General features: G+C 65.7%; 16 protein-coding genes. 9 read left to right on the forward strand and 7 right to left on the reverse strand.

Annotated elements, in window-relative coordinates; genetic code table 11:
- The first annotated feature begins 212 nt into the window (after window positions 1–212).
- On the forward strand, window positions 213–1,730 hold the full coding sequence (locus HF684_RS06895; protein WP_169251892.1) for an NCS1 family nucleobase:cation symporter-1: 1,518 nt from the start codon (window positions 213–215) through the stop codon (window positions 1,728–1,730).
- A gap of 13 nt (window positions 1,731–1,743) precedes the next feature.
- Window positions 1,744–2,544, forward strand: a complete 801-nt coding sequence (locus HF684_RS06900; protein ID WP_169251893.1) for an aspartate/glutamate racemase family protein — start codon at window positions 1,744–1,746, stop codon at window positions 2,542–2,544.
- Here HF684_RS06900 and HF684_RS06905 read toward each other — a convergent pair.
- Together HF684_RS06905 and HF684_RS06910 are read right to left on the reverse strand one after the other, a co-directional pair.
- Entirely contained in the window at window positions 2,460–3,209 is a 750-nt protein-coding gene (locus HF684_RS06905) for a GntR family transcriptional regulator (RefSeq protein WP_169251894.1), read from the reverse strand. The genes HF684_RS06900 and HF684_RS06905 overlap by 85 nt on opposite strands.
- Window positions 3,210–3,217: 8 nt before the next feature.
- Window positions 3,218–4,891: a DUF885 domain-containing protein gene (locus tag HF684_RS06910; RefSeq protein WP_169251895.1), complete on the reverse strand. Its 1,674-nt coding sequence runs from the start codon at window positions 4,889–4,891 to the stop codon at window positions 3,218–3,220.
- Between the two features lie 118 nt (window positions 4,892–5,009).
- Between HF684_RS06910 and HF684_RS06915 the strand changes: the two genes are divergently transcribed.
- The 3 genes from HF684_RS06915 to HF684_RS06925 all read left to right on the forward strand — a co-directional run bounded on the left by HF684_RS06915 (window position 5,010) and on the right by HF684_RS06925 (window position 7,913).
- On the forward strand, window positions 5,010–6,206 hold the full coding sequence (locus HF684_RS06915; RefSeq protein WP_169251896.1) for an MFS transporter: 1,197 nt from the start codon (window positions 5,010–5,012) through the stop codon (window positions 6,204–6,206).
- 153 nt (window positions 6,207–6,359) lie between these two features.
- Window positions 6,360–7,157: a nitrilase-related carbon-nitrogen hydrolase gene (locus HF684_RS06920; protein WP_169251897.1), complete on the forward strand. Its 798-nt coding sequence runs from the start codon at window positions 6,360–6,362 to the stop codon at window positions 7,155–7,157.
- A gap of 60 nt (window positions 7,158–7,217) precedes the next feature.
- Window positions 7,218–7,913, forward strand: a complete 696-nt coding sequence (locus tag HF684_RS06925) for a TetR/AcrR family transcriptional regulator (RefSeq protein ID WP_169251898.1) — start codon at window positions 7,218–7,220, stop codon at window positions 7,911–7,913.
- A gap of 116 nt (window positions 7,914–8,029) precedes the next feature.
- Here the strand turns inward: HF684_RS06925 and HF684_RS06930 are convergent, their stop codons facing one another.
- A complete protein-coding gene (locus HF684_RS06930; RefSeq protein ID WP_248279155.1) occupies window positions 8,030–8,410 on the reverse strand; it encodes a hypothetical protein in 381 nt (126 codons plus the stop codon).
- On the reverse strand, window positions 8,407–9,987 hold the full coding sequence (locus tag HF684_RS06935; protein ID WP_169251899.1) for an acyl-CoA carboxylase subunit beta: 1,581 nt from the start codon (window positions 9,985–9,987) through the stop codon (window positions 8,407–8,409). Before HF684_RS06935 ends, HF684_RS06930 begins: the two co-directional genes overlap by 4 nt.
- A gap of 67 nt (window positions 9,988–10,054) precedes the next feature.
- Here HF684_RS06935 and HF684_RS06940 point away from each other — a divergent pair, with 67 nt between their 5' ends.
- Entirely contained in the window at window positions 10,055–10,927 is an 873-nt protein-coding gene (locus HF684_RS06940; protein WP_169251900.1) for a biotin--[acetyl-CoA-carboxylase] ligase, read from the forward strand.
- The gene (locus HF684_RS06945; protein WP_248279156.1) at window positions 10,927–12,534 is read left to right on the forward strand and encodes an adenylate/guanylate cyclase domain-containing protein; all 1,608 of its coding nucleotides are present in this window, start codon (window positions 10,927–10,929) and stop codon (window positions 12,532–12,534) included. The genes HF684_RS06940 and HF684_RS06945 overlap by 1 nt, the downstream gene beginning before the upstream one ends.
- Window positions 12,535–12,540: 6 nt before the next feature.
- Here the strand turns inward: HF684_RS06945 and HF684_RS06950 are convergent, their stop codons facing one another.
- From HF684_RS06950 to HF684_RS06960, 3 genes are all read right to left on the reverse strand, one after another.
- Complete coding sequence (locus HF684_RS06950) at window positions 12,541–15,297, reverse strand: DNA topoisomerase IV subunit A (RefSeq protein ID WP_169251901.1); 2,757 nt, start codon at window positions 15,295–15,297, stop codon at window positions 12,541–12,543.
- A 147-nt stretch (window positions 15,298–15,444) separates the two neighbouring features.
- Window positions 15,445–15,999: a TetR family transcriptional regulator gene (locus HF684_RS06955; RefSeq protein ID WP_169251902.1), complete on the reverse strand. Its 555-nt coding sequence runs from the start codon at window positions 15,997–15,999 to the stop codon at window positions 15,445–15,447.
- A gap of 277 nt (window positions 16,000–16,276) precedes the next feature.
- Window positions 16,277–18,949, reverse strand: a complete 2,673-nt coding sequence (locus tag HF684_RS06960) for a bifunctional GNAT family N-acetyltransferase/acetate--CoA ligase family protein (RefSeq protein ID WP_169251903.1) — start codon at window positions 18,947–18,949, stop codon at window positions 16,277–16,279.
- Between the two features lie 80 nt (window positions 18,950–19,029).
- On the opposite strand from HF684_RS06960, the gene HF684_RS06965 reads away from it, so the two are divergent.
- Window positions 19,030–19,617: a DUF5998 family protein gene (locus tag HF684_RS06965; RefSeq protein WP_169251904.1), complete on the forward strand. Its 588-nt coding sequence runs from the start codon at window positions 19,030–19,032 to the stop codon at window positions 19,615–19,617.
- Window positions 19,617–20,807, forward strand: a complete 1,191-nt coding sequence (locus HF684_RS06970) for a nucleotide pyrophosphatase/phosphodiesterase family protein (protein WP_169251905.1) — start codon at window positions 19,617–19,619, stop codon at window positions 20,805–20,807. Before HF684_RS06965 ends, HF684_RS06970 begins: the two co-directional genes overlap by 1 nt.
- The last annotated feature ends 4 nt before the right edge of the window (window positions 20,808–20,811 follow it).

Raw genomic sequence — 20,811 nt, forward strand, 5'->3', positions numbered from 1 at the left:
TCGTCCGGTGGAGCTGGCATCACGCCCTCGCCCGTTGCTGTCGTGGTGGATGGCCGCAAACATCGGCTCAAAGCGAATTCGTCCGGCCCGACTCATTGCCATGGCGGTGTGAGCTGGGTTACTCTGAGTTCGTCAGATAGCCGGTGCCACAGAGCTGTGTTTGCTTTTTGGTATCCCGGTTGGGCATTGATCGGATCCAAGGAGTGGACTGCATGAGGAAGACCGAGACGGCGGAGGCCCCCGTGCCCACTCGTCTGGGGCCCAGCCCCGATCAGCTGGCGGCCCACCGCATCAGTCCGCGCTTCTACAATGCGGACCTCGCCCCGTCCCGCAAGGAGGGACGCAGCTGGACGGCCTACAGCGTCTTCACCCTGTGGGCCAACGATGTCCACTCCCTGGGCAACTACGGGTTCGCACTGGGACTCTTCGCTCTCGGCCTCGGAGCCTGGCAGATCCTTGTGGCGCTCCTCGTCGGTGCTGCTCTGCTGTTCTTCCTGCTCACCCTCTCCGGTTTCATGGGATACAAGACGGGAGTGCCCTATCCGGTGATGAGCCGGATCTCCTTCGGCATCCACGGGGCCCAGCTGGCCGCCTCGGTGAGGGGCATCGTCGCCATCGCCTGGTTCGGCATCCAGACCTACCTGGCCTCGAGCGTCCTCAACGTCATGCTGCTGACGATGTTCCCGGGCCTGCAGTCCTGGGTCGATGCCGAGTTCCTCGGACTCTCCGGACTCGGCTGGTTCTCCTTCACCCTGCTGTGGGTCATCCAAGTCATCATCGTCAGCTACGGGATGGAGATGATCCGCCGCTACGAAGCCATCGCCGGACCGATCATCCTCGTCACCTTCCTCGCCCTGGCCGTCTGGATGCTCATCCGCGTCGACTTCTCCATCGCGTGGTCGACCGATGATGCGCTCAGCGGCTGGGAGATGTGGGCGCACATCTTCGGCGGAGGTGCGCTGTGGGTGTCCATCTACGGAACCTTCGTCCTCAACTTCTCCGACTTCACGAGGGCAGCGAAGAAGCGCGGATCGATCGTCGTCGGCAACTTCTGGGGCATCCCGGTGAACATGCTCGTCTTCGGTCTCGTCGTGATCTCTCTGGCCGGCGCGCAGTACAAGATCGACGGCACCGTCATCACCTCACCAGCCGATATCGTCCAGTCCATCGGCAGCCCGGTCCTGCTCGTGCTGGCTTCCCTGTCGCTGCTCCTGCTCACCGTCGCGGTCAATCTCATGGCGAACTTCGTCGCTCCGACCTACGCGCTGACGAACCTGTTTCCGCGCCACCTGAACTTCCGCAGCGCCGCCATCATCTCCGCCGTCATCGGCTTCGTCATCCTGCCGTGGAACCTGTACGACTCCCCGGTGGTCATCGTCTACTTCCTCGGCGGACTCGGCGCCCTGCTCGGACCACTGTTCGGTGTGATCATGGTCGACTACTGGGTGGTGCGCAAGACGAAGGTCAACGTGCCTCAGCTCTACACCGAGGCCGGCGACGGAGAGTACTTCTACCACCGCGGGGTCAACTGGAGAGCCATCGGAGCCTTCATCCCCGCCTCGGCGATCTCACTCGTCTTCGCTCTCGTGCCCGCCTTCTCCGGGATCTCCGAGTTCTCCTGGTTCTCCGGGGCCGCGATCGCCGCCCTCATCTACTTCGTCATCGCCCGCCGCGACTTCACCTTCCGCGAGGTCGACGGTGAGGAGATCGCCGTCCCCACCCACCACTGATCGGAGCCGACTGATGAGAATCCTCGTCGTCAACGTCAACACGACCGAGTCCATGACCGAGGGCATCGCCCGCGCGGCACGGCAGGCCGCCTCGGCGGGAACCGAGATCATCGGTCTGACTCCCGACTTCGGCGCCGAATCCTGTGAAGGCAATGTCGAAAGCCATCTGGCAGCCCTCGGCGTCATGGATGCGGTTCTGAAATACCCCGGCGAGTTCGATGCCGTGATCCAAGCCGGGTACGGCGAGCACGGCCGCGAAGGCCTGCAGGAGCTGCTGGATGTGCCGGTCATCGACATCACCGAGGCGGGGGCGGCCCTGGCGATGTTCCTCGGCCGCCGCTTCGCTGTCGTCACCACGCTCGACCGGACCGTTCCGCTCATCGAGGACCGACTGCTGTTGGCCGGCTTCGACTCCCACTGCGTGTCCGTGCGGGCATCGGGGATGGCCGTGCTCGAGCTCGAGGAGAACCCGCAGGCCGCGATCGAGGCGATCGCCGATCAGGCCGCCGAGGCGGTCGACCGTGACCGTGCCGAGGTCATCGTGCTCGGCTGCGGTGGAATGGCGGAGCTCGGCGAGACGATCACGCAGCGCTGTTCCGTGCCCGTCGTCGACGGAGTCGCAGCCGCCGTGCGCCTGGCCGAATCTCTCGTCGGACTGGGGCTGAGCACGTCGAAGGTGCGCACGTATGCGCCTGCCCGGGAGAAGAAGCTCAGCGGCTGGCCGTTCGGTCAGTCGGCGCCGGCCGGATCTCCAGCGTCCGAAACCTCAGCGGGATCGGCGGCGGCAGGGTCGGCGGCGGCAGGGTCGGCCTGACCCTCGACGGGACCGGATCGGGCCAACCGCTTCGAATGCTTGTCGTGCTGCTCCTGACTCGTTCCCAGGTGGCGGCCGGCCAGTGATCCGGCCAGCGCCTGATCCCGGCGGGCGATGGCGTCGAAGAGCTCGGCATGCTCGGTGGCGACGACCGCGAGGTCATCATGCTGACTCAGCTGCCAGCGCATCCGTGAATCCAGCAGGGCGCCGATCTCACCGAGGAGTTCATTGCCCGAGAGCTCGGTGACGATGGCGTGGAACTCCGCGGCACAGCGATGGGCACCGGCGACGTCCCCGGCGTCGGCGAGCTCCCGGCCCTTGAGCATCGTGGCCTCCAACCGTGCCAGCCCCTCCCTGGTATGGCGCTGAGCGGCGAGTTCGAAGGAGAGGACATCGAAGACCGTGCGCACCTCGTTGAGGTCGGCGATGTCGCTGGGGGAGAACTCCCTGACCGTCGACCAGGTGTTGGGCCGGTTCGTCACCAGACCTTCCGAGGCAAGCTTCTTCAGCGCCTCGCGGATGGGCACCCTGGAGACGCCGAGCTCGGTGGCGAGGTTGCGTTCGACGAGGCGCGAACCCGGTCGACGATGACCTTCGATGATCTCATTGCGCAGCGCCTCGGTGACCCGAACGGTCTCCGACTGGGGACTCTCAGCAGATTTCATCCGGTTCCTCACCGTGAGCGCTTCAGGGCACGGCCCAGAGTATCGAGCCCGACCGAGCCGAGTCCCAATGCTCGAGTGTGGAAGTCCTTGAGATCGAAGTCGGATCCTGCCGCAGACTTCGCCTCGTCACGGTACTGCTCCCACAGACGCTGGCCGATCTTGTAGCTCGGCGCCTGTCCGGGCCAACCGAGGTAGCGGTCGAGTTCGAAAGCCAGGAACGACCGGTCCATGGCCACATTGTCCGTGAGGAACTGCCAGGCCTTCTCGCGGTTCCAGATTCCTCCGCCGAGGCTCTCAGGTGCCTGAAGACGCAAGTGGAAGCCGATGTCGAGGACCACGCGAGCGGCACGCAGCCGCTGCGAATCGAGCATGCCCAGATAATCGCCGGGGTCGTCGAGGAATCCGAGATCGGCCATGAGCTTCTCCGCGTACAGCGCCCATCCTTCGCCGTGGCCGGACACCCAGCACATGAGGCGGCGCCAGCGGTTGAGGGTGTCGGAGACGTAGGTGGCCTGGCCGACTTGGAGATGGTGGCCGGGGACACCCTCGTGGTAGACGGTGGTCTTCTCCTGCCAGGTGGCGAAGTCCGTGACGCCTTCGGGGACCGACCACCACATGCGGCCGGGGCGGGAGAAGTCATCGGTCGGGCCCGTGTAGTAGATGCCGCCGGTCGCCGAAGGCGCGATCATGCACTCGATCGTGCGCACGGGTTCGGGAATATCGAAATGAGACTTGCCGAGTTCGCGGATGGCCTCATCGGCCACCTCCTGCATCCAGGTCCGCAGCGCCTCGGTGCCGTGCAGGGTCCGCTGCGGATCGTTGTTGAGGGCGTCCATGACCTCGAACAGGTCTGCGCCGGGCATGATCTTCTCTGCCACCTCGCGCTGCTCGGCATCGATGCGCTCGAGTTCCTCGAGTCCCCAGGCGTACGTTTCGTCGAAGTCCACCTCAGCACCGAGGAAGTCCCGGGAGTAGAGCGCATAGGCGTCGCGACCGCACGCTTCATCGTCTCCAGCGGCGGGCAGCACCTGTTCGCCGAGGAAATCGGCCAGTCCCGAGGCGGACTTGCGAGCTGCCTCGGCGTGGGTGTCGAGATCCGAACGCAGAGCGTCGGGAACGTCGGCTCCGGCGACGAGACGATCGAAGTTGCTGCCGGGCTCGGCCAGGGCACGGGCCTGTTCGATGACCTTCTCGACCTGGATGCGGGCGGCGACGCGCCCGTTGTCGCGCGCCATCGCCAGGGACTCCTGGTAGCCGGCAAGCGAGCCGGGCACGGCTGCCAGCGTGGTCGAGATCGTCTCCCAATCGGCCACGGTCTCCGTGGGCATGAGGTCGAAGGCATCGCGGACCTGCTGCAGCGGGGATTCGATGACGTTGAGGCTGGCGTGCTTGATCCCGGCGGCGAAGTAGTCGCGGTCGACCCCGAGGCGATCACGCATCGCATCGATGGTTACGAGGTCGACCTCGTCGAGGTCGGGGCGGTCGGCGACCTCATCGAGGCGGGACAGGGTCCGGACGGTGACGTCGTTGACCGCGGCGAGTCCGGCCGGCGAGAAGTCGTCGAAGCCCTGCGCACCGTCGAGTCCGAGGTAGAGGGCGAGGGAAGGGGAGAGGGCGAGCATGTCATCGACGTAGTCTTCGGCGACCGCATCGACGGCGGACGGGGTTCTCTTCTCAGTCATGGTGACCACCCTATCGCGAGCTGAGTCACATCAGCGGTCAACCGGACCGCGCAATCAGCGCGAACCCGCTAATGTGTCACTGTTCCCCGCAGACAGCAGAAAGTGAGACCGATCTCCCGTGGCACGAGCGAAGCTGTGGACGAAGGACTTCATCGTCGGAATCGGGCTCAACCTCTCGATGTCGATGGTCTTCTACCTGCTCATGACGTCGATGGCAGGGTACGCGGTGGCACGGTTCTCCGCCGGTGAGGCCGCTGCCGGTTTCGCCTCGTCCTCGTTCGTCGTCGGTGCCGTCGTCGCTCGCGTGCTCACCGGGAAGTATCTCGACTTCATCGGTCGGCGCAAGCTGCTCATCATCACCATGGCGGTCTCCGTGCTCGCCTCCCTGGCCTATATCTACGCCGGCGACCTCTCTGTGCTCCTGACTCTGCGCATCGTCCACGGAATCGCATTCGGGGCCGGGAACACCGCGATCATGACGGCCATCCAGAGCATCATCCCCGCCTCTCGCCGGGGAGAGGGCACCGGGTACTTCGGCACTGCGACGACCCTGTCGACGGCGCTCGGGCCGTATCTGGGAGTCATCCTGCCCCGCGAGTTCGACTTCGTCATGCTCTTCGTCGCCTCGGCGTTCATGTCCGTCCTCGCTCTCATCTGCTGTTTCCTCATCCGCCTGCCGGTGCAGGAGATCAGCGACTTTCAGCGGCGCACGAAATGGCATCTCAAACTCGGCACACTCGTCGATCGGGACGGTCTGCGGATCGGCTCGGTCATGCTTCTGGCCGGCATCGCCTACGCCGCAGCGCTGGTGTTCCTCGCCGGCTATGCGGCCGAACACGGCGTCGCCTCCGCTGCGTCCCTGTTCTTCGTGGCCTTTGCCGTGGCGTCTCTGTTCGCCCGTCTGTTCGTCGGTCGGCTGCAGGACACCTTCGGTGACAATGCGGTGATCTTCCCCGTCTTCATCGCCGATATCGCCGGCAATGTCCTGCTGGCACTGTCGCCGACGATGACGGGGATCGTCCTGGCCGGAGTGCTCATCGGCCTCGGCTTCGGTTCTCTCATGCCGTGCATGCAGGCCATCACCGTCAAATCCGTGCCGATGAGCCGTGTGCCCGTCGCCACCGCCTCGTTCTTCCTCCTCCTCGACGCAGGGTCCGGCATCGGCCCCGTCATCCTCGGCTTCCTCTACCCGTTCACCGGCGGAAACGGGATGTTCCTCGTCTGCGCCGGACTCGTCGTCCTCGCCATCGGCGTGTACGTCTGGGGGCACGGGCGTCGCCGCGGCGGTCGTCCCGGCCGCGAGTACCTCGGCTGAGGCTCCCGCACTCCCCGAACTACCTGACGGGGGCCCAGCAACCTCGCGCGAGGTTGCTGAGCCGCCGTCAGGTAGCAATAAGGGGAGTTTTGGGGGTGGTGGGATCGCGATAGGCTTGAGTCCCCTAAGTCTGCCGCCCACCGGAGGATGAGGATGAAGTTCGCGCTCGCTCAGATCAACACCACCACCGAGGTGGCCGACAACCTCGAGAAGGTCCGTTCCTATGCCCGTCGGGCCGCCGCGACGGGAGCCCGGTTCGTCGTCTTCCCCGAAGCGACGATGTCGGCCTTCGGATCCGGCCTGCGCACCATCGCCGAGGAGCACTCCGAGTCGTGGAGAAAAGCGCTGAGTGACCTCGCCGCCGAGACCGCGATCACCGTCGTCATCGGTGAATTCGCGGCCACGGACGACAAGGTCATCAACCTGCTCGCCGTCTATTCCCCCGACGGCCGGCGCAGCGACTATGCGAAGATCCATCTCTACGACGCCTTCGGCTTCAAGGAATCCGACACCGTCGAAGCGGGGGAGGAGCCGGTGCTCTTCACCGTCGACGGCGAGGACATCGGCCTGGCCCTGTGCTACGACATTCGGTTCCCGAAGCTCTTCGCCGAACTCAGCCGTCGCGGTGCACGCCTGACCGTCGTCGCCGCCTCCTGGGGTGCAGGACCGCGCAAGGCCGAACAGTGGGAGATCCTCGCCCGGGCTCGGGCACTGGACTCGAACATGTTCATCGCCGCCCTCGGCCAAGCCGATCCCGACGTCACCGGGGTCCCCGTGCCGAAGAAAGGACCGACCGGGGTCGGCCACAGTCTGGTCTCCGACCCCCTGGGTGAGGTGCTCAACTCACTCGACGGCGCCGAACGGCTCGAGATCGTCGAGATCGACCTCAACGCCGCCGACACCGCGGCGGAGACGGTCCCGGTGCTCACGAACGCGAAACTCGGGTACTGAGCCCGAGACGGTCGCTCAGCGCATTTCCGGTGAAAATGCGCTGACTGCAATACTGTTCTCATGAGTTCTGGTTCAGAGGTCAAAGCGTCACCGCCGGTCGAGGGACTGCGCGAACGCAAGAAGCGCGAGCGCGGGCAGGCGCTGCGCCGTGCCGCCATCGACCTGGCCCTGGAGAAGGGCTATCACAATGTCACCGTCGAAGACATCTGTGAGCGCTGCGGAGTCTCCCGACGGACCTTCTTCAACTACTACTCATCGAAGGACGAGGCGCTGCTCGGTCGCGCGGACACCGTCTTCGACGAAGAGGACCAACCGGCCATCGAGGAATTCGAAGCCGGGGGACCCCATGGACGCCTCGTCGCCGACCTCGAACACCTGCTCGCATTCATCGTCGCCACTCGGATGGAGAAACGCGACGATATGCACCAGTACCATCTCATGCTCAAAAAGGACCCGTCGCTGATACCGCTGCAGATGTCGCGGATGGGCAACAACGAACGGCTCTTTCGGCAGATCATCCAACGCCGCCTCGACGGAACCCCCTCGGCGCCGGTCGACGTCATGGGGGCTCACTCCGGTGACTATGCCGACGACGATATCGAAGTCTCCCCGCGAGCCGAAGCCGTCGCCGCCTTGGCGATGATGGCGCTCAAGGCGACATTCACCCGGATGCGGCGGGTCGACGGAGATCCGGGACCCGTGATCGACAGGCTCTTCGACGAACTGCGTGCGCTCTTCCGCGAAGAAGCCGACTAGAGAAGCGGCCGACTGGAACTGAGGACCGTCGCTCGCCGCTGCCGCTTGAGGCGACAGTCGGCACGGGAGTCCGGCCCCAGTACGGGAGTCCGACGAAGTCCGGGGCCGGCGGCGCCTCAGCGACCCAGGTGCTGGTCCCAGGTCTGGGGGAGACGCTTGCGCACATTTCGACGTGGAGCCCGGAAGCCGGCCCGATCACCCTTGCGGGTTTCGGACTCGGCTTCCGCACTGGCCTGCTGGGCCGCATAGGCGACCGCCACCTGACGGATCGCCACGACCGCGGCCACAGCCGCCGCACTGGCCATCTCGTCGCTGATCGGTTCGCCGTCATCGGCGCGCACCTGCGAGCGTCCCTCTGCAGAGGACACTCGCAGCGCCCCATCTGAGGCTGGGGCCACACCCTCCGCGGTGACGGAATCCTCACCGGGCACGGTCACCTCGGCGTCGACTTCGCCCGGCAGGTTCGCCTCGGCGTCGGTCTGCAGATCATCGCTCATAGGGGGATGTTACCGTGCTTGCGCGCGGGCGCGTCGACGTGCTTGTTCTTCAGCGCCCGCAGGGAACGGACGATTCGGCTGCGGGTCTCGCTCGGCCTGATGACGGCGTCGATATAGCCTTCCTCGGCAGCCAGATACGGGTTGAGCAGCGCATCCTCGTAGTCCTGGATGAGCTCGGTACGTGCCGCCTCGACATCCTCACCGGCTTCTTCGACGGCCTTGAGCTTGCGTCGGTAGACGATGTTCGCCGCGCCCTGAGCACCCATAACCGCGATCTGCGCGCTCGGCCAGGCGAGGTTGATATCGGCACCGAGCTGCTTCGACCCCATCACGCAGTACGCACCGCCGTAGGCCTTGCGGGTGATGAGGGTGACGAGCGGAACGGTGGCCTCGCCGTAGGCGTAGATGAGCTTCGCACCGCGGCGGATGATGCCGCCGTACTCCTGATCGGTGCCGGGCAGGAACCCGGGCACATCGACGAAGGTGAGGATCGGCAGATTGAAGGCATCGCAAAGGCGCACGAAGCGTGCGGCCTTCTCCGAGGCATCGATGTCGAGGGTGCCGGCCAGCTGCATGGGCTGGTTGGCGATGACGCCGACGCTCACGCCCTCGACGCGGCCGAAGCCGGTGACGACGTTCGGGGCGAAGAGCTCCGAGACCTGCAGGAATTCGCCGTCATCGAGGATCGTGGTGACGACGTCGAGGATGTCGTAGGGCTGCGATGGCGAATCCGGCATGAGCGTATCCAGCGCCTCGTCCTCGGGAGTCAGTGACAGGTCGGAGACGAACTCGTCGGAATCGGCCGGATCGAGGTTGTTCTGCGGCAGGAACGAGAGCAGATCGCGGACATAGTTGAGCGCGTCATCCTCATCGGAGGCCAGGTAGTGGGCGTTTCCGGACACGGTGTTGTTCGTCCGTCCGCCGCCGAGCTCCTCATGGCCGACCGATTCGCCGGTCACGGTCTTGATGACGTCGGGACCGGTGATGTACATGTGGCTGATCTGGTCGACCATGATCGTGACATCGGTCAGTGCGGGGGAGTACACGGCGCCGCCGGCGGAGGGGCCCATGATCAGCGAGATCTGCGGGATCACGCCCGAGGAGGCGACGTTGAGGCGGAAGATCTCGGCGAAGAGCGCAATCGATCCGACGCCTTCCTGGATCCGGGCGCCGCCGGAGTCGTTGATGCCGATGATCGGGCAGCCGAGCTTGAGCGCGAGCTTCTGGACCTTGACGATCTTGCGTCCGTTCGCCTCGGCCAGCGACCCGCCGAGGACGGTGAAGTCGTGGGCGAAGACCGCGACGGTCTTGCCTTCGATCGTGCCCAGACCGCAGACGACTCCATCACCGTCGGGGCGGTTGTCCTGCATCCCGAACTGGTGATTGTGGTGGCGGGCGAATTCGTCGATCTCCTGGAAGGAGTCGGCATCGAGGAGTGCCGCGATGCGTTCACGGGCGGTCTGCTTGCCGCGCTTGTGCTGATTGTCCACCGAGCGCTGATTGCCCGTGTGGGCCGCTTCCCTGCGCTGGGTGAAAGCGTCGATGCGCTCGGCTGTGGTCCGTGGAGTATCCGTCATGTCTCCACAATAACGATGACGTGAGACTTCGTTGTGCACTCTCACCAAAAGAATCTAGAGTGGACTGGTGAACAGCCAACACAACTCTCTTCTCGTCGACGTCGACTCAGTGCGCCGCACCGCTGCGGATCGCGGACTCTCGCTCCCGCCGCTGATCTGGGACGATACCTGCGCATCGACGAATGACGAACTTGCGCGAGTGGTCCGGGAGGGCGCCGGCACCGATTCGCCGGTGGCCGAGTTCACCATCCGCGGCACAGATTTTCAGAACGCCGGACACGGCCGTCTGGGCCGGGCCTGGACGGTGCCCGCCCGCCGGTCCCTGACATGGTCGATACTGCTCACACCTCCGACCGGTTTCTCCCATTGGGGATGGATCCCGCTCATCGCCGGTGAGGCCGTGCACTCCGCCGTCACCGAGGTGGGGGTGCCCGCCGCGATCAAATGGCCCAATGACGTGCTCACCGCCGACGGCAGGAAGCTGTGCGGCATCCTCGCTCGTGTCGAACCTTCGGCCGGCGGTGCCCAGATCGTCTTGGGCATGGGCCTGAACACCCGTTCGGAGCCTGCGGATCTGCCACGGGAGGACGCGAGCTCTCTGGCGATCGAAACCGGAGTCGACGGTTCAGAAATTGATCATGAAGCGTTGCTAGTCTCAATTCTGAGCACATTGATCCCCTGCTACAGAGAGCTGATCGACTATGGAGATGAGGATTTCCGCGACAGCCGCACAGCGCGGAGAGTGCGTGATCATATGGTGACGCTCGGTTCGAAGGTCCGCGTGGAGAAGCCCGACGGCTCCGACATCATCGGCATCGCCACGGGGCTCGACTCCGGTGCCGACCTCATCATCGACGATCGTGTGTGCTTAAGCGCCGGAGACGTCCATCATCTGCGTCCTGCAGCGTCCCCGACAGCTCCGGGAAGGAGCGATCGCTGATGGCGGTGTCGGACTTCACCGCCGGTTTCGACATCGTCGAACCCGACCAGCTGGGCAGTCCTGAGATCGCCGACGGTGAAGGCGCCTCCACGGACGGTCAGCCGTCTGACGATGCGGCACAGCCGGAGCGCGAAACATCTGGTCGCGACGTGCGCTCGGCTGCTGAGCCCGAGACGGCGGACCCCGAGGCGGACGACCGACCCGCGGATGCCCTCACCGGCGAGGACGACGAGTCGAGCGCGGACGCCCTGTTCGACGACGTCGGCGACGACGAACCTGTCGGCGGTCTGACAGGCTCCGCTCCGCAGGCGGGGGAGGTCGGGGCAGAGCTCGCCGACGAGGTGACGGCCGATCCGGACCCGGCATCCGCCGATGCGGTTTCCACCGACACGGCTTCCACCGACACGGCTTCCACCGACGCGGCACCGGGCGTCGACGTCGATGAGGATTTCTTCAGCGGACTGCGTGAGGATCCGCGCACCACAGCGCTGCCGATCGTCGACGACGCCGACGATGCGGTCGATGATGACGGTCCCGACTTCGACGACACGATCTATGAGACCAGGACCGCGGCCGAACGGCTCGAAGAGATCCTGCTCGACGGCAAGCGCGTCCTCGACCGACGGGAGGCCGCGAAACTCGGCGGGATCTCCACGGTCTCGGCCAGGAAGATGTGGCGGGCACTCGGCATGTCCCAGGCGAAGCCGACGGACAAGGCCTACACCGTCAGCGATGCGCATGCCCTGCGGATCTGGGCCAAACCCGTCGCCGACGGTCTCATCGACCAGACCACCGCACTGTCCCTGGCCCGGGCCATCGGACAGACGACGGACCGCCTCGTCGTCTGGCAGATGGAGACCCTCGTCGAGTTCCTCACCGAGGAGAAGGGGCTGACCGACCCGGAAGCGAGACGGGACGCCCTGGCCGTCGTCGAAGAGATGATCGACCCGCTGCAGAAGATGCTCACCTACTCCTGGCGACGCAATCTCGCCGACGTCATGGGCCGTCTCAATGTCAATGTCTCCGACGGACTGGCCATGGACAACAGACAGGGCTGGTATGACTCGTCGATGCCGTTGGCCCGCGCCGTCGGATTCATCGACCTCGTCTCCTTCACCCGTCTGTCGCAGAAGATGGAGCCGCGCCAGTTGGCGGACATGGTCCAGGAGTTCCAGGGCATGGCCTACAACATCGTCGCCACCGGCGGCGGACGGGTCATCAAGACCGTCGGCGATGAAGTGTTCTTCGCCGCGTCGACCCCTCTGGCCGGAGCCGAGATCGCCATGACGCTGATGGAACGCGTCACCGCCGCCGAGGATCTGCCGCAGGCTCGCGTCGGCTTCGTCTGGGGCAGGGTGCTCTCCCGCCTCGGCGATATCTTCGGCTCCAGCGTCAACCTCGCCGCACGTCTGACGGCGGTGGCCGATCCCGGCACGATCTTCACCGACGAGGAGACCGCACGAGTGCTCTCGGCCTCGGATGACTACGTCTTCGAACCCCGCGATTCGATATCGCTGCACGGACTCGGTGAGACCTCCATCGGTGAGATGAAGCGCGGCACCGCGGCTCAGATGCGCCTCGACCTCGACGACGAACCCGAGAGCTGAGAGGACTCAGAACAGGGCGGAGTCGTCGTCTCCGTCGTCATCATCGTGGGAGACGATCACGGCACCATCGGTGTCGAACTTCGACCGTGCGATCTCATCCTTGGCCTCATCGAGGTCGAGGTCGAGTTCATCGAGGCTCGTGGCCAGTCCCTGCTGTCCCCGCTGCTCCTTGCCGGTCGATCGCTTTCCGCCGGACTCGGCCGCCTTCTGGTCGGCCCCGGACTCGGCCTCCGCAGTCGCCTCGGTGGAGGCATCGGCAGAGGCGCCATCGTCGGTGCTCGCTGAATGGTCGTGGGCTTCGGCGCCGCCGAGGCGGGGCAGGGTGCCGATGACATCGATCTTCGACTCCAACGGCGATCCAGTCCCGTCACGACGGGACAGTTCGGCCGGAAGCGTGCGTGCACCGCCGGCGGTGGCCGCGGCCTGCGGAGAGTCGCCGACCCAGGCCAGCGACAGTTCGGTCTCGCCCTTGAGGAACTTGTGGGCGCGCACCCCGGAGGTGGCTCGGCCCTTGGTCGGGAACTCGGAGAATTCGCTGACCTTGATCGACGACGACGGGGCGCCGTAGAAATTCTCACCGCTGGCGATCGTGACGACCGCGAAGCTGCCGAGTTCGGCATCCGCGGCACCGTCCTCGTCGGTCTTCGCCGCCTTCGGGGTCATTCCGAAGAAGATCACCTTCGCCTCGGCGGCCACCTTGATCCCGGCCACCCCGGAGGCGTTCCAGCCCTGCGCGCGCAGACCGGAGGCGTCGAAGGCAAGCAGCTGGGCATTCGAGGTCACGAACACGGAGAGGGAGTCGTCGATGTCCTCGGGCTGAGCGACTCCGACGACGGAGTCCTTGCCCTTGAGGGTGATGGCTTCCCATTCGTTCTTGTTCGGCCGCCCGGCCACCGACACGCGTTTGACGACGCCGTCGGCGGTGCCGAGGACGAATTCGCGGTCGAGGTCGACCAGGCCGATGATCTTCTCGTTCTTCTCCAGCGCCGCGTATTCGGCGATCTTCACCCCGCCGGCGACATTGGGCCGTGCCGCGGCCGGCGGCAGGGCCGGCAGATCGACGACATCGACCATGTGCAGGCGACCGGTGGTGGTGATAGCACCGACCTTGCCCTGAGTGGTGGTGACGATCTCGGAGACCAGCGCATCATGGCTGGAGCGTCGACCCTCGCGTGCCAGCGGAGCGGCATCCGAGGTCCGCGCAATGCGTCCGGACGTCGACAGCAGCACCCGGCAGGGGGAATCGGCGATCTTGAGGTTCGTCGGAGCCTTCTTGCCCTTGGCCGTCAGCTCCTTCATCGACCCCTCGATGAGGACGGTGCGGCGAGGCGAGCCGATCACCTCGGCGGTGGACTCGAGCTCGGCGGCGACGAGCTCACGCAGCTTCGCCTCATCGGCCAGCAGCGATTCGAGGTAGTCGATTCTCTTCTTCAGCTCGTCACGTTCGGCCTCGAGTTCGAGCCGGGAGAACTTCGTGAGCCGACGCAGCTGCAGATCGAGGATGTACGTCGCCTGCAGCTCGGAGAGCTCGAAGACATCCATGAGGCGGGTGCGCGCCGTGGCCGCATCATCCGAGGAGCGGATGAGCTGGATGACCTCATCGATGTCGAGGATCGCAATGAGCAGACCCTCGACGAGGTGGAGTCGATCCTTGGCCTTGCGCAGCTGGAAGACCGTGCGCCTGCGCACCACGTCGATGCGGTGGGAGAGGTAGACCATGAGCAGATCGCGCAGTCCCAGGGTCGAGGGCTGACCCTCGACGAGGCAGACGTTGTTGATGCCGAAGGACTCCTCGAGCGGCGTCTGCCGGTAGAGCTCGGCGAGCACCGCCTCGGGGTTGAAGCCGTTCTTGATGCCGATGACCAGCCGCAGTCCGTTCTTGCGGTCCGAATAGTCGTCGATCGAGGCGATTCCGGTCAGCTTCTTCGCCCCGACCGCGTCCTTGACCTTCGACACGACCTTCTCCGGTCCCACGAGATAGGGCAGTTCGGTGACGACGATGCCCTTGCGGCGGGCACTGATGTTCTCGATGGAGACGGTGGCGCGGGTGCGGAACGTGCCACGGCCGGTCTCATAGGCCTCGCGCACTCCGTCGAGACCGATGATCCGACCGCCGGTGGGCAGGTCCGGGCCGGGGATGAAGCGCATGAGCTCCGCGAGCCCGGCGTCGGGGTTGCGGATGAGGTGGGCGCAGGCGGCGATGACTTCCCCGGGATTGTGCGGGGCCATGTTCGTGGCCATGCCCACAGCGATGCCCGAGGCGCCGTTGATGAGCAGGTTCGGGAAAGCGCTGGGCAGAACCTCGGGCTGGGTCAGCGTGTTGTCGTAGTTCGGCACGAAGTCGACGACATCTTCGTCGAGTCCGGCGATCATGTGCATCGACGCGGTCGTCAGCCGGGCCTCCGTATAGCGCGGGGCAGCGGGACCGTCGTCGAGGGAACCGAAATTGCCGTGGCCGTCGACGAGCGGCACACGCATGATGAAGTCCTGGCTCAGTCGGACCAGGGCGTCGTAGATCGCCGAATCACCGTGCGGGTGGAGCTTGCCCATGACATCGCCGACGATGCGGGAGGACTTCACATGCCCACGGTCGGGCCGCAGTCCCATATCGCCCATCTGGTAGACGATGCGACGCTGGACGGGTTTGAGACCGTCTCGGGCATCGGGCAGAGCACGGGAGTAGATGACCGAATACGCATACTCGAGGTACGAGCTCTCCATCTCTGAGGAGACGTCGACTTCGATGACTCTGCCTTCGGGCATGGAACTCCTTTGACGCACGAACTGTTCGATTCGAACACCCGCCCGCGCCGAAGCCGGACCTCAGCGGGGGAGGGCACCCGTCGATTCTAGCGTTCGATTTGCGAACTCCTGCTCAATCGAGCGATCCCGGAGGGTTCGTGTCGGAGTTCAGGCGCTGTCGCGGCTGCCGCGCAGCCACTGGAAGAACTCCCTGAGGTACGCCTCGACATGCGAACGATCCGCAGTGCCGGCGACGAGCTCGCTGACCATCATGCCCGCGACCGAGCTGTTGACCCGCTGGGCGTATTCGGCGTCGACACCGGCGAAGCGCATGATGAATTCCCTGATCGCGCGGAGGTTCTTCTCCTTGGCGACCACTGCCTCGGGCGGCAGCGCCGGATCGAGGCTGAGCATCATCATCGTGTAGAACCGATTGCGGTCGGTGGTCAGCCAGTTCATGCAGAAATCGATGGCGACTTCGATGGCATCGGCGCCCGGAGCAGCCACGAGTTCCGGCAGGCGTTCGAGCTGCTGGGAGTTCAGTTCTCCGATGCGCTCCATGATTCCGGTGATCAGGGCGTCGCGGGTGCGGTAGACATTCGAAGTCGACCCGACCGGCAGCTCGGCCAGGGCGTCGACCGCCCTGTGGGTGAGTCCGCGGACTCCTTGTTCGGCGACTACGGCGATCGCGGAGTCGGTGACGACGTCTCTGCGCGAAATCATGACTGTGAGGCCTCGCTCTCATGGGACACCCGCTGGCCGCGGACGCCTGGGACGGTGGATGGCCAGTGTCTGGCCACAGACAGTGGCCGCCGGAGCGGCCACTCACTAAAACACGAATTCATAACATTTCGTGGTGAACGGATACAGACACTACCCGTCAAGTCTGCGAATTGGTATAGGACGCGCCAATCTTGCGCTCGGACAGTGAAATTCGAAGACAGCCTGCGGCGGGCGTGGATTCTCCTTTCAGCTCAGCAGGTCACCTCTCTGCGCCGACTCAGCTCAGCAGGCGACGTGTGCCGTCGATCCGAGTCGGGTCGGGCAGCAGGTCGACGTGGGCGCTGAGCACATGCGACTCGGTCTCCGTGGCGACCATCGGGTGGATGACGATCTCGAGGATCTGCGGATGGTTCTCCACCAGCACCGCGAGCCTCTCCAACACATTGCGCAGCGGTTCGATGTTCATCGGCGGCAGACCGCGATAGCCGAACAGCCGCGGGGAGGCCTTGATCGACCGGATCATGTCCCCGGCCTCCTTGTCGGTGATCGGGGCGACTCGATGAGCGACATCGCCGAGAAGCTCCGTCGTGTCTCCCGCCAATGAGAACGCCAGCAGCGGGCCCAGCAGGGGGTCTTCTCCGGCGCGGAGGACGCAGGGAACACCGTGCGGGGCCATGGCCTGGACATCGACGAGCGGCTCCTCCTCACCGGCCAGCTGCCGGATCGTGTCCTGGATCGCGGTGAAATCCTCGGCGAGCTCCTCGGGAGTGTCGATATTCAGGCGCACACCGCCGAGTTCCATCCGGTGCCTCAGCACCTTGGTCACGGCTTTGAGCGCAACGGGATAGCCGATCTTCTCCGCCGCAGCGATGCCTTCGTCGACCGAGGAGGCCGTGAGATAGGGCAGAACGTCGATTCCGTAGGCGCTGAGCAGATCCCGGACGTCGTCGCGTTCGAGCCGGACGGGGGCTCCCGGCTGTGCCCCTTCCAGGGCGGCGTCGATGATCGCCCGCACCGACTTGTCGTCGATATCGTCGAATTCGGTGTAGCGACCATGGTCGGCGGCCCTCCACCGCGCATAGTCCGTGGCCCGTGCCAGAGCCCACACGGCGTCTTCGGGTCCGATGTAGCTGGGGACGGTGTGAGAGACCCGGTTGCCGCTGTCATCGGTGAGGTACGTGGTCAGTTCGTCCTGGACACCGTGGATGCCGAGGAAGCAGGCGACCGTGGTCTTTCCCGACCGCGCCGCTGATTCGGACAGCAGTCCGGCGATCTCGGTCTCCTCCGCGCCGGTCGACGGGGTGAAGGTGACGATGACCGAATCGACATCGTCGCGGGCGTACATCGCATCGAGTTCGGTCCGGAAGGTGTCCGCATCGACCTCGGGGTGCATGGACACCGGCTCGGTGTCGACGCGCAGGCCCTCTGAACGGGCACGCTGCATGATCAGGGTGCTCATCGCCGCAGAGTTGCCGATGACCCCCACCCGTCGGCCCGCCGGCAGCTTCTGAGTCGAGAACACCTGGGTGAGGTCGAAGAGCTGGTGGATCGTATCCGCGCGGATCACGCCCGCCTGCTCGAGCACCTGGTCGAGGGTGTTCGGTGCCAGGGACGAGGTGCGCACGATATGCCCGGGCGGCAGCTCCCGGCCCGTGAGATCGGATTTGATGACGACGACGGGTTTGACGCGGGAGACTCGGCGGGCGATGCGCGAGAACTTGCGCGGGTTGCCGATGGATTCGAGATAGAGGCCGACGGTCTGCGTGGCCGGATCCTCCTCCCAATATTGGAGGAGGTCGTTGCCGGAGAGGTCGGCGCGGTTGCCGGCGGAGACGAAGGTGGAGATGCCCAAGCCGCGAGTCTTCGCGGCCGCGAGCAGAGCGGTGCCCAGCGCTCCGGACTGGCTGAAGAGGCCGAGCGTACCGGAGGCCGGGAGGAACGGGGCCAGGGAGGCGTTGAGCGAGATGTCGGCGGCCTCATTGACCAGTCCGAAGGAGTTCGGCCCGACCACACGCATTCCGTAGGCGCGGGACGTCGCGACCATGCGGCGCTGGAGTTCGGCCCCGGTGGGACCGGTCTCGGCGAATCCGGAGGAGATGACGAGCACGGCCTTGACGCCGTGCACGGCGCAGTCCTTGACCACCTCGGTGACGGCTTCGGCCGGAACGGCGATGACCGCGAGGTCGGCCTTGCCCGGCAGCGCGTCGAGGCTCGGATATGCCTGGACTCCGGCGATCTGATCGGTTTCGGGGTGGACGACCCACAGGTCGCCGGTGAACTTCGCGGCCGTGATGTTGCGGATGAGCAGATGGCCGGTGGAGTTGCGTTTGCGGCTGGCGCCGATCACCGCCACCGAGGTGGGGTGGAGGACCGTGCGCACGCTCAGAGCCTCGGCCCTGTGCTCCCGAGACGCCTGCACTTCGATGGACCGTGCCGTGGGATCGATATCGAAGTTCACGGCCACGACGCCGTCGTCGAATCCGCGGGAGACCTCGTAGCCGGCGGCCTGGAAGACCTGCAGCATCGAACGGTTCTGGGGCAGCACCTCGGCGGTGAAGCGCTGGATCCCGGATTCGCGCGCGGCTGCGGCCAAGTGCTCCAGCAGGATCGAACCGATCCCGCGGCCCTGGTGGGCATCGGCGATGTTGAACGCCACCTCGGCGTCGGTGTCGCTGATCCGGTCGAAGCGACCGACGCCGATGATGTCATCGCCGATGAGCATGATCAGCGCCACCCGGTCGCGGTGGTCGACGTTGACGAAGCGATCGAGATCGCGCTGCGGCAGCCGGGGCAGCGGAGCGAAGAAGCGCAGATAGACGGATTCCGGTGACTGGGCCTCGTGCATGCGGGCCAGGGCAGCGGCATCGTCGGGGGTGATCGGACGCAGATGGGCGGTGCCGCCGTCACGGAGGACGACATCGGCTTCCCACCCGGCAGGATAGTCTTCCATGCTTCCAGCATATGCGTCGGACGCCCGGTTATGGCGGTCCTCGCTGGGATGTGTCAGGGGAGTGGGGCACAATGGTGGGCATGGCATTACCCGAGGTTCTCGTTCACGATCTGCAGTCGGCCGGCTACTACCCGCAGCTCACTCAAGGCATACTCGCCGACTCTCTCTACGACGAACCGGTGTTGGCTCACTTCGTCCACATCGACACCCATGTCGACATCGAATCCATCCACCGGCATGTGACCGCCTTCGTGCTCACCGAGACCCGACTGCTGTTGGCCCACGTCGATGACGATCCGAACGCGGAACCCGGTTCCAAGCCGCGCGCGGTCACGAGCAGCGAGGACATCGAACTCGATCGCCTGGGCACCGTGATGGTCGGCCGCACCTTCGCCGATCCGGCCGCCTTCGAACCCGGTGACAAGCCAGTCGAGGTCTCGCTGACGATGTCCTGGGGCGCGTCGAAGCGCTTCGAGGCGTTCCCCGAGACCTGCGGAGATCCCAACTGCGTGGGCGATCACGGCTACGGAGGGTCGCTCTTCGCCGAGGATGTCATGCTCCGGGTCTCGGCCGAAGCCGAGGGGCAGGCCGCCGTCGACCGCATGGCCGACTTCGCCGGGAAGCTGCGTGCCGCGGTCTTCCACGCCCGGCTGCGGTCGCGTCGCTGATGATCGAGGACTCGACGCGGCACGGACTGCCGTCCCCATCCGGCGCTGAGCCCTTGGGGCCTCCGGACTATGCCGGACCGATGCTCTCCGATGTCGTCCCCGCTGCGGCGCTGGGACTCGGTGCGGCCGAGGCCCTCGACGGGTCGATGTCCGATCGTGCCCGAACGCTCGGGCTCGACCGGGAATCCCGGGCGACGATCGTCGTTCTCATCGACGGTCTCGGCGAGCAGCAGCTGCGCCGCTACGGCGGATACACTCCCTTCTTCCGGTCACAGGCCGGGACTCGCCGGACACTGTCCGCCGGGTTTCCGTCGACGACGGCGAACTCCCTGTCATCTCTGGCCACGGGCCGCCTGCCCGGTGCACACGGGGTGGTCGGCTACCGCGTGCTCGACCCGGAGAAGGACGCAGTGTTCAACCAGCTGACGTGGAACCTCGATGTCGACCCGGTCGGCTGGGTTCCCGATGCGACGCTCTTCGAACGCCTCACGGATACCGGGATCGATGTGGTCAGCCTCGGCGAGAAGAAGTTCGCCGGGCGCGGGCTCAACCGGGCATCGCTGCGCGGCGGCCGATTCCGGGACTCGAAGACCCTGGAAGAACGCTGCGCTCAGGCCCTGGCCGAGGCGAAGGCTCCCGGTCGTCGCCTCGTCTACCTCTACTGGGGCAACCTCGACAAGACCGGGCATGTGCACGGTGCGGACTCCGCGGCCTGGACCGAAGAGCTCGAACGCGTCGATCTCGCTCTGTCCCGACTCGCCTCCGACCTGCCGCACGACGCGACCATGCTCATCACCGCCGACCACGGAATGGTCGACGTCGACCACGAACGTCGTCTCGACCTCGCCGAGCTTCCCGAGCTCAAGGCCGGTCTGCGCCACGTCGGCGGAGAGCCGCGAGCACTGCACCTCTACGCCGCTGACGGCGCCGAAGCGGACGTGCTCTCGGCCTGGCAGGAGACGATCGGCGACCGCGGGCTCATCCTGCCGAAGTCCGCAGCGATCGCCCGCGGCTACTTCGGCCCCGTCGCCCCGCACGTCCATCCGCGGATCGGGGACTTCCTCGTCATCTGCACCGACGGCTTCGCCGTGGTCGATTCGGATGTGGAATCCGCCTCGGCGCTGGCGCTCATCGGTCACCACGGCTCCACCACGGAGCAGGAACTGCAGATCCCGCTCCTTTTAGTCTGAACGT

Source organism: Brevibacterium sp. 'Marine', assembly GCF_012844365.1.
Taxonomy (GTDB): Bacteria; Actinomycetota; Actinomycetes; order Actinomycetales; family Brevibacteriaceae; genus Brevibacterium.

Coding starts and splice junctions, on each gene's coding strand:
- HF684_RS06895 (WP_169251892.1), top strand. CDS start 213: ATGAGGAAGACCGAGACGGCGGAGGCCCCCGTGCCCACTCGTCTGGGG.
- HF684_RS06900 (WP_169251893.1), top strand. CDS start 1,744: ATGAGAATCCTCGTCGTCAACGTCAACACGACCGAGTCCATGACCGAG.
- HF684_RS06905 (WP_169251894.1), bottom strand. CDS start 3,209: ATGAAATCTGCTGAGAGTCCCCAGTCGGAGACCGTTCGGGTCACCGAG.
- HF684_RS06910 (WP_169251895.1), bottom strand. CDS start 4,891: ATGACTGAGAAGAGAACCCCGTCCGCCGTCGATGCGGTCGCCGAAGAC.
- HF684_RS06920 (WP_169251897.1), top strand. CDS start 6,360: ATGAAGTTCGCGCTCGCTCAGATCAACACCACCACCGAGGTGGCCGAC.
- HF684_RS06925 (WP_169251898.1), top strand. CDS start 7,218: ATGAGTTCTGGTTCAGAGGTCAAAGCGTCACCGCCGGTCGAGGGACTG.
- HF684_RS06930 (WP_248279155.1), bottom strand. CDS start 8,410: ATGAGCGATGATCTGCAGACCGACGCCGAGGCGAACCTGCCGGGCGAA.
- HF684_RS06935 (WP_169251899.1), bottom strand. CDS start 9,987: ATGACGGATACTCCACGGACCACAGCCGAGCGCATCGACGCTTTCACC.
- HF684_RS06945 (WP_248279156.1), top strand. CDS start 10,927: ATGGCGGTGTCGGACTTCACCGCCGGTTTCGACATCGTCGAACCCGAC.
- HF684_RS06950 (WP_169251901.1), bottom strand. CDS start 15,297: ATGCCCGAAGGCAGAGTCATCGAAGTCGACGTCTCCTCAGAGATGGAG.
- HF684_RS06955 (WP_169251902.1), bottom strand. CDS start 15,999: ATGATTTCGCGCAGAGACGTCGTCACCGACTCCGCGATCGCCGTAGTC.
- HF684_RS06960 (WP_169251903.1), bottom strand. CDS start 18,949: ATGGAAGACTATCCTGCCGGGTGGGAAGCCGATGTCGTCCTCCGTGAC.
- HF684_RS06965 (WP_169251904.1), top strand. CDS start 19,030: ATGGCATTACCCGAGGTTCTCGTTCACGATCTGCAGTCGGCCGGCTAC.
- HF684_RS06970 (WP_169251905.1), top strand. CDS start 19,617: ATGATCGAGGACTCGACGCGGCACGGACTGCCGTCCCCATCCGGCGCT.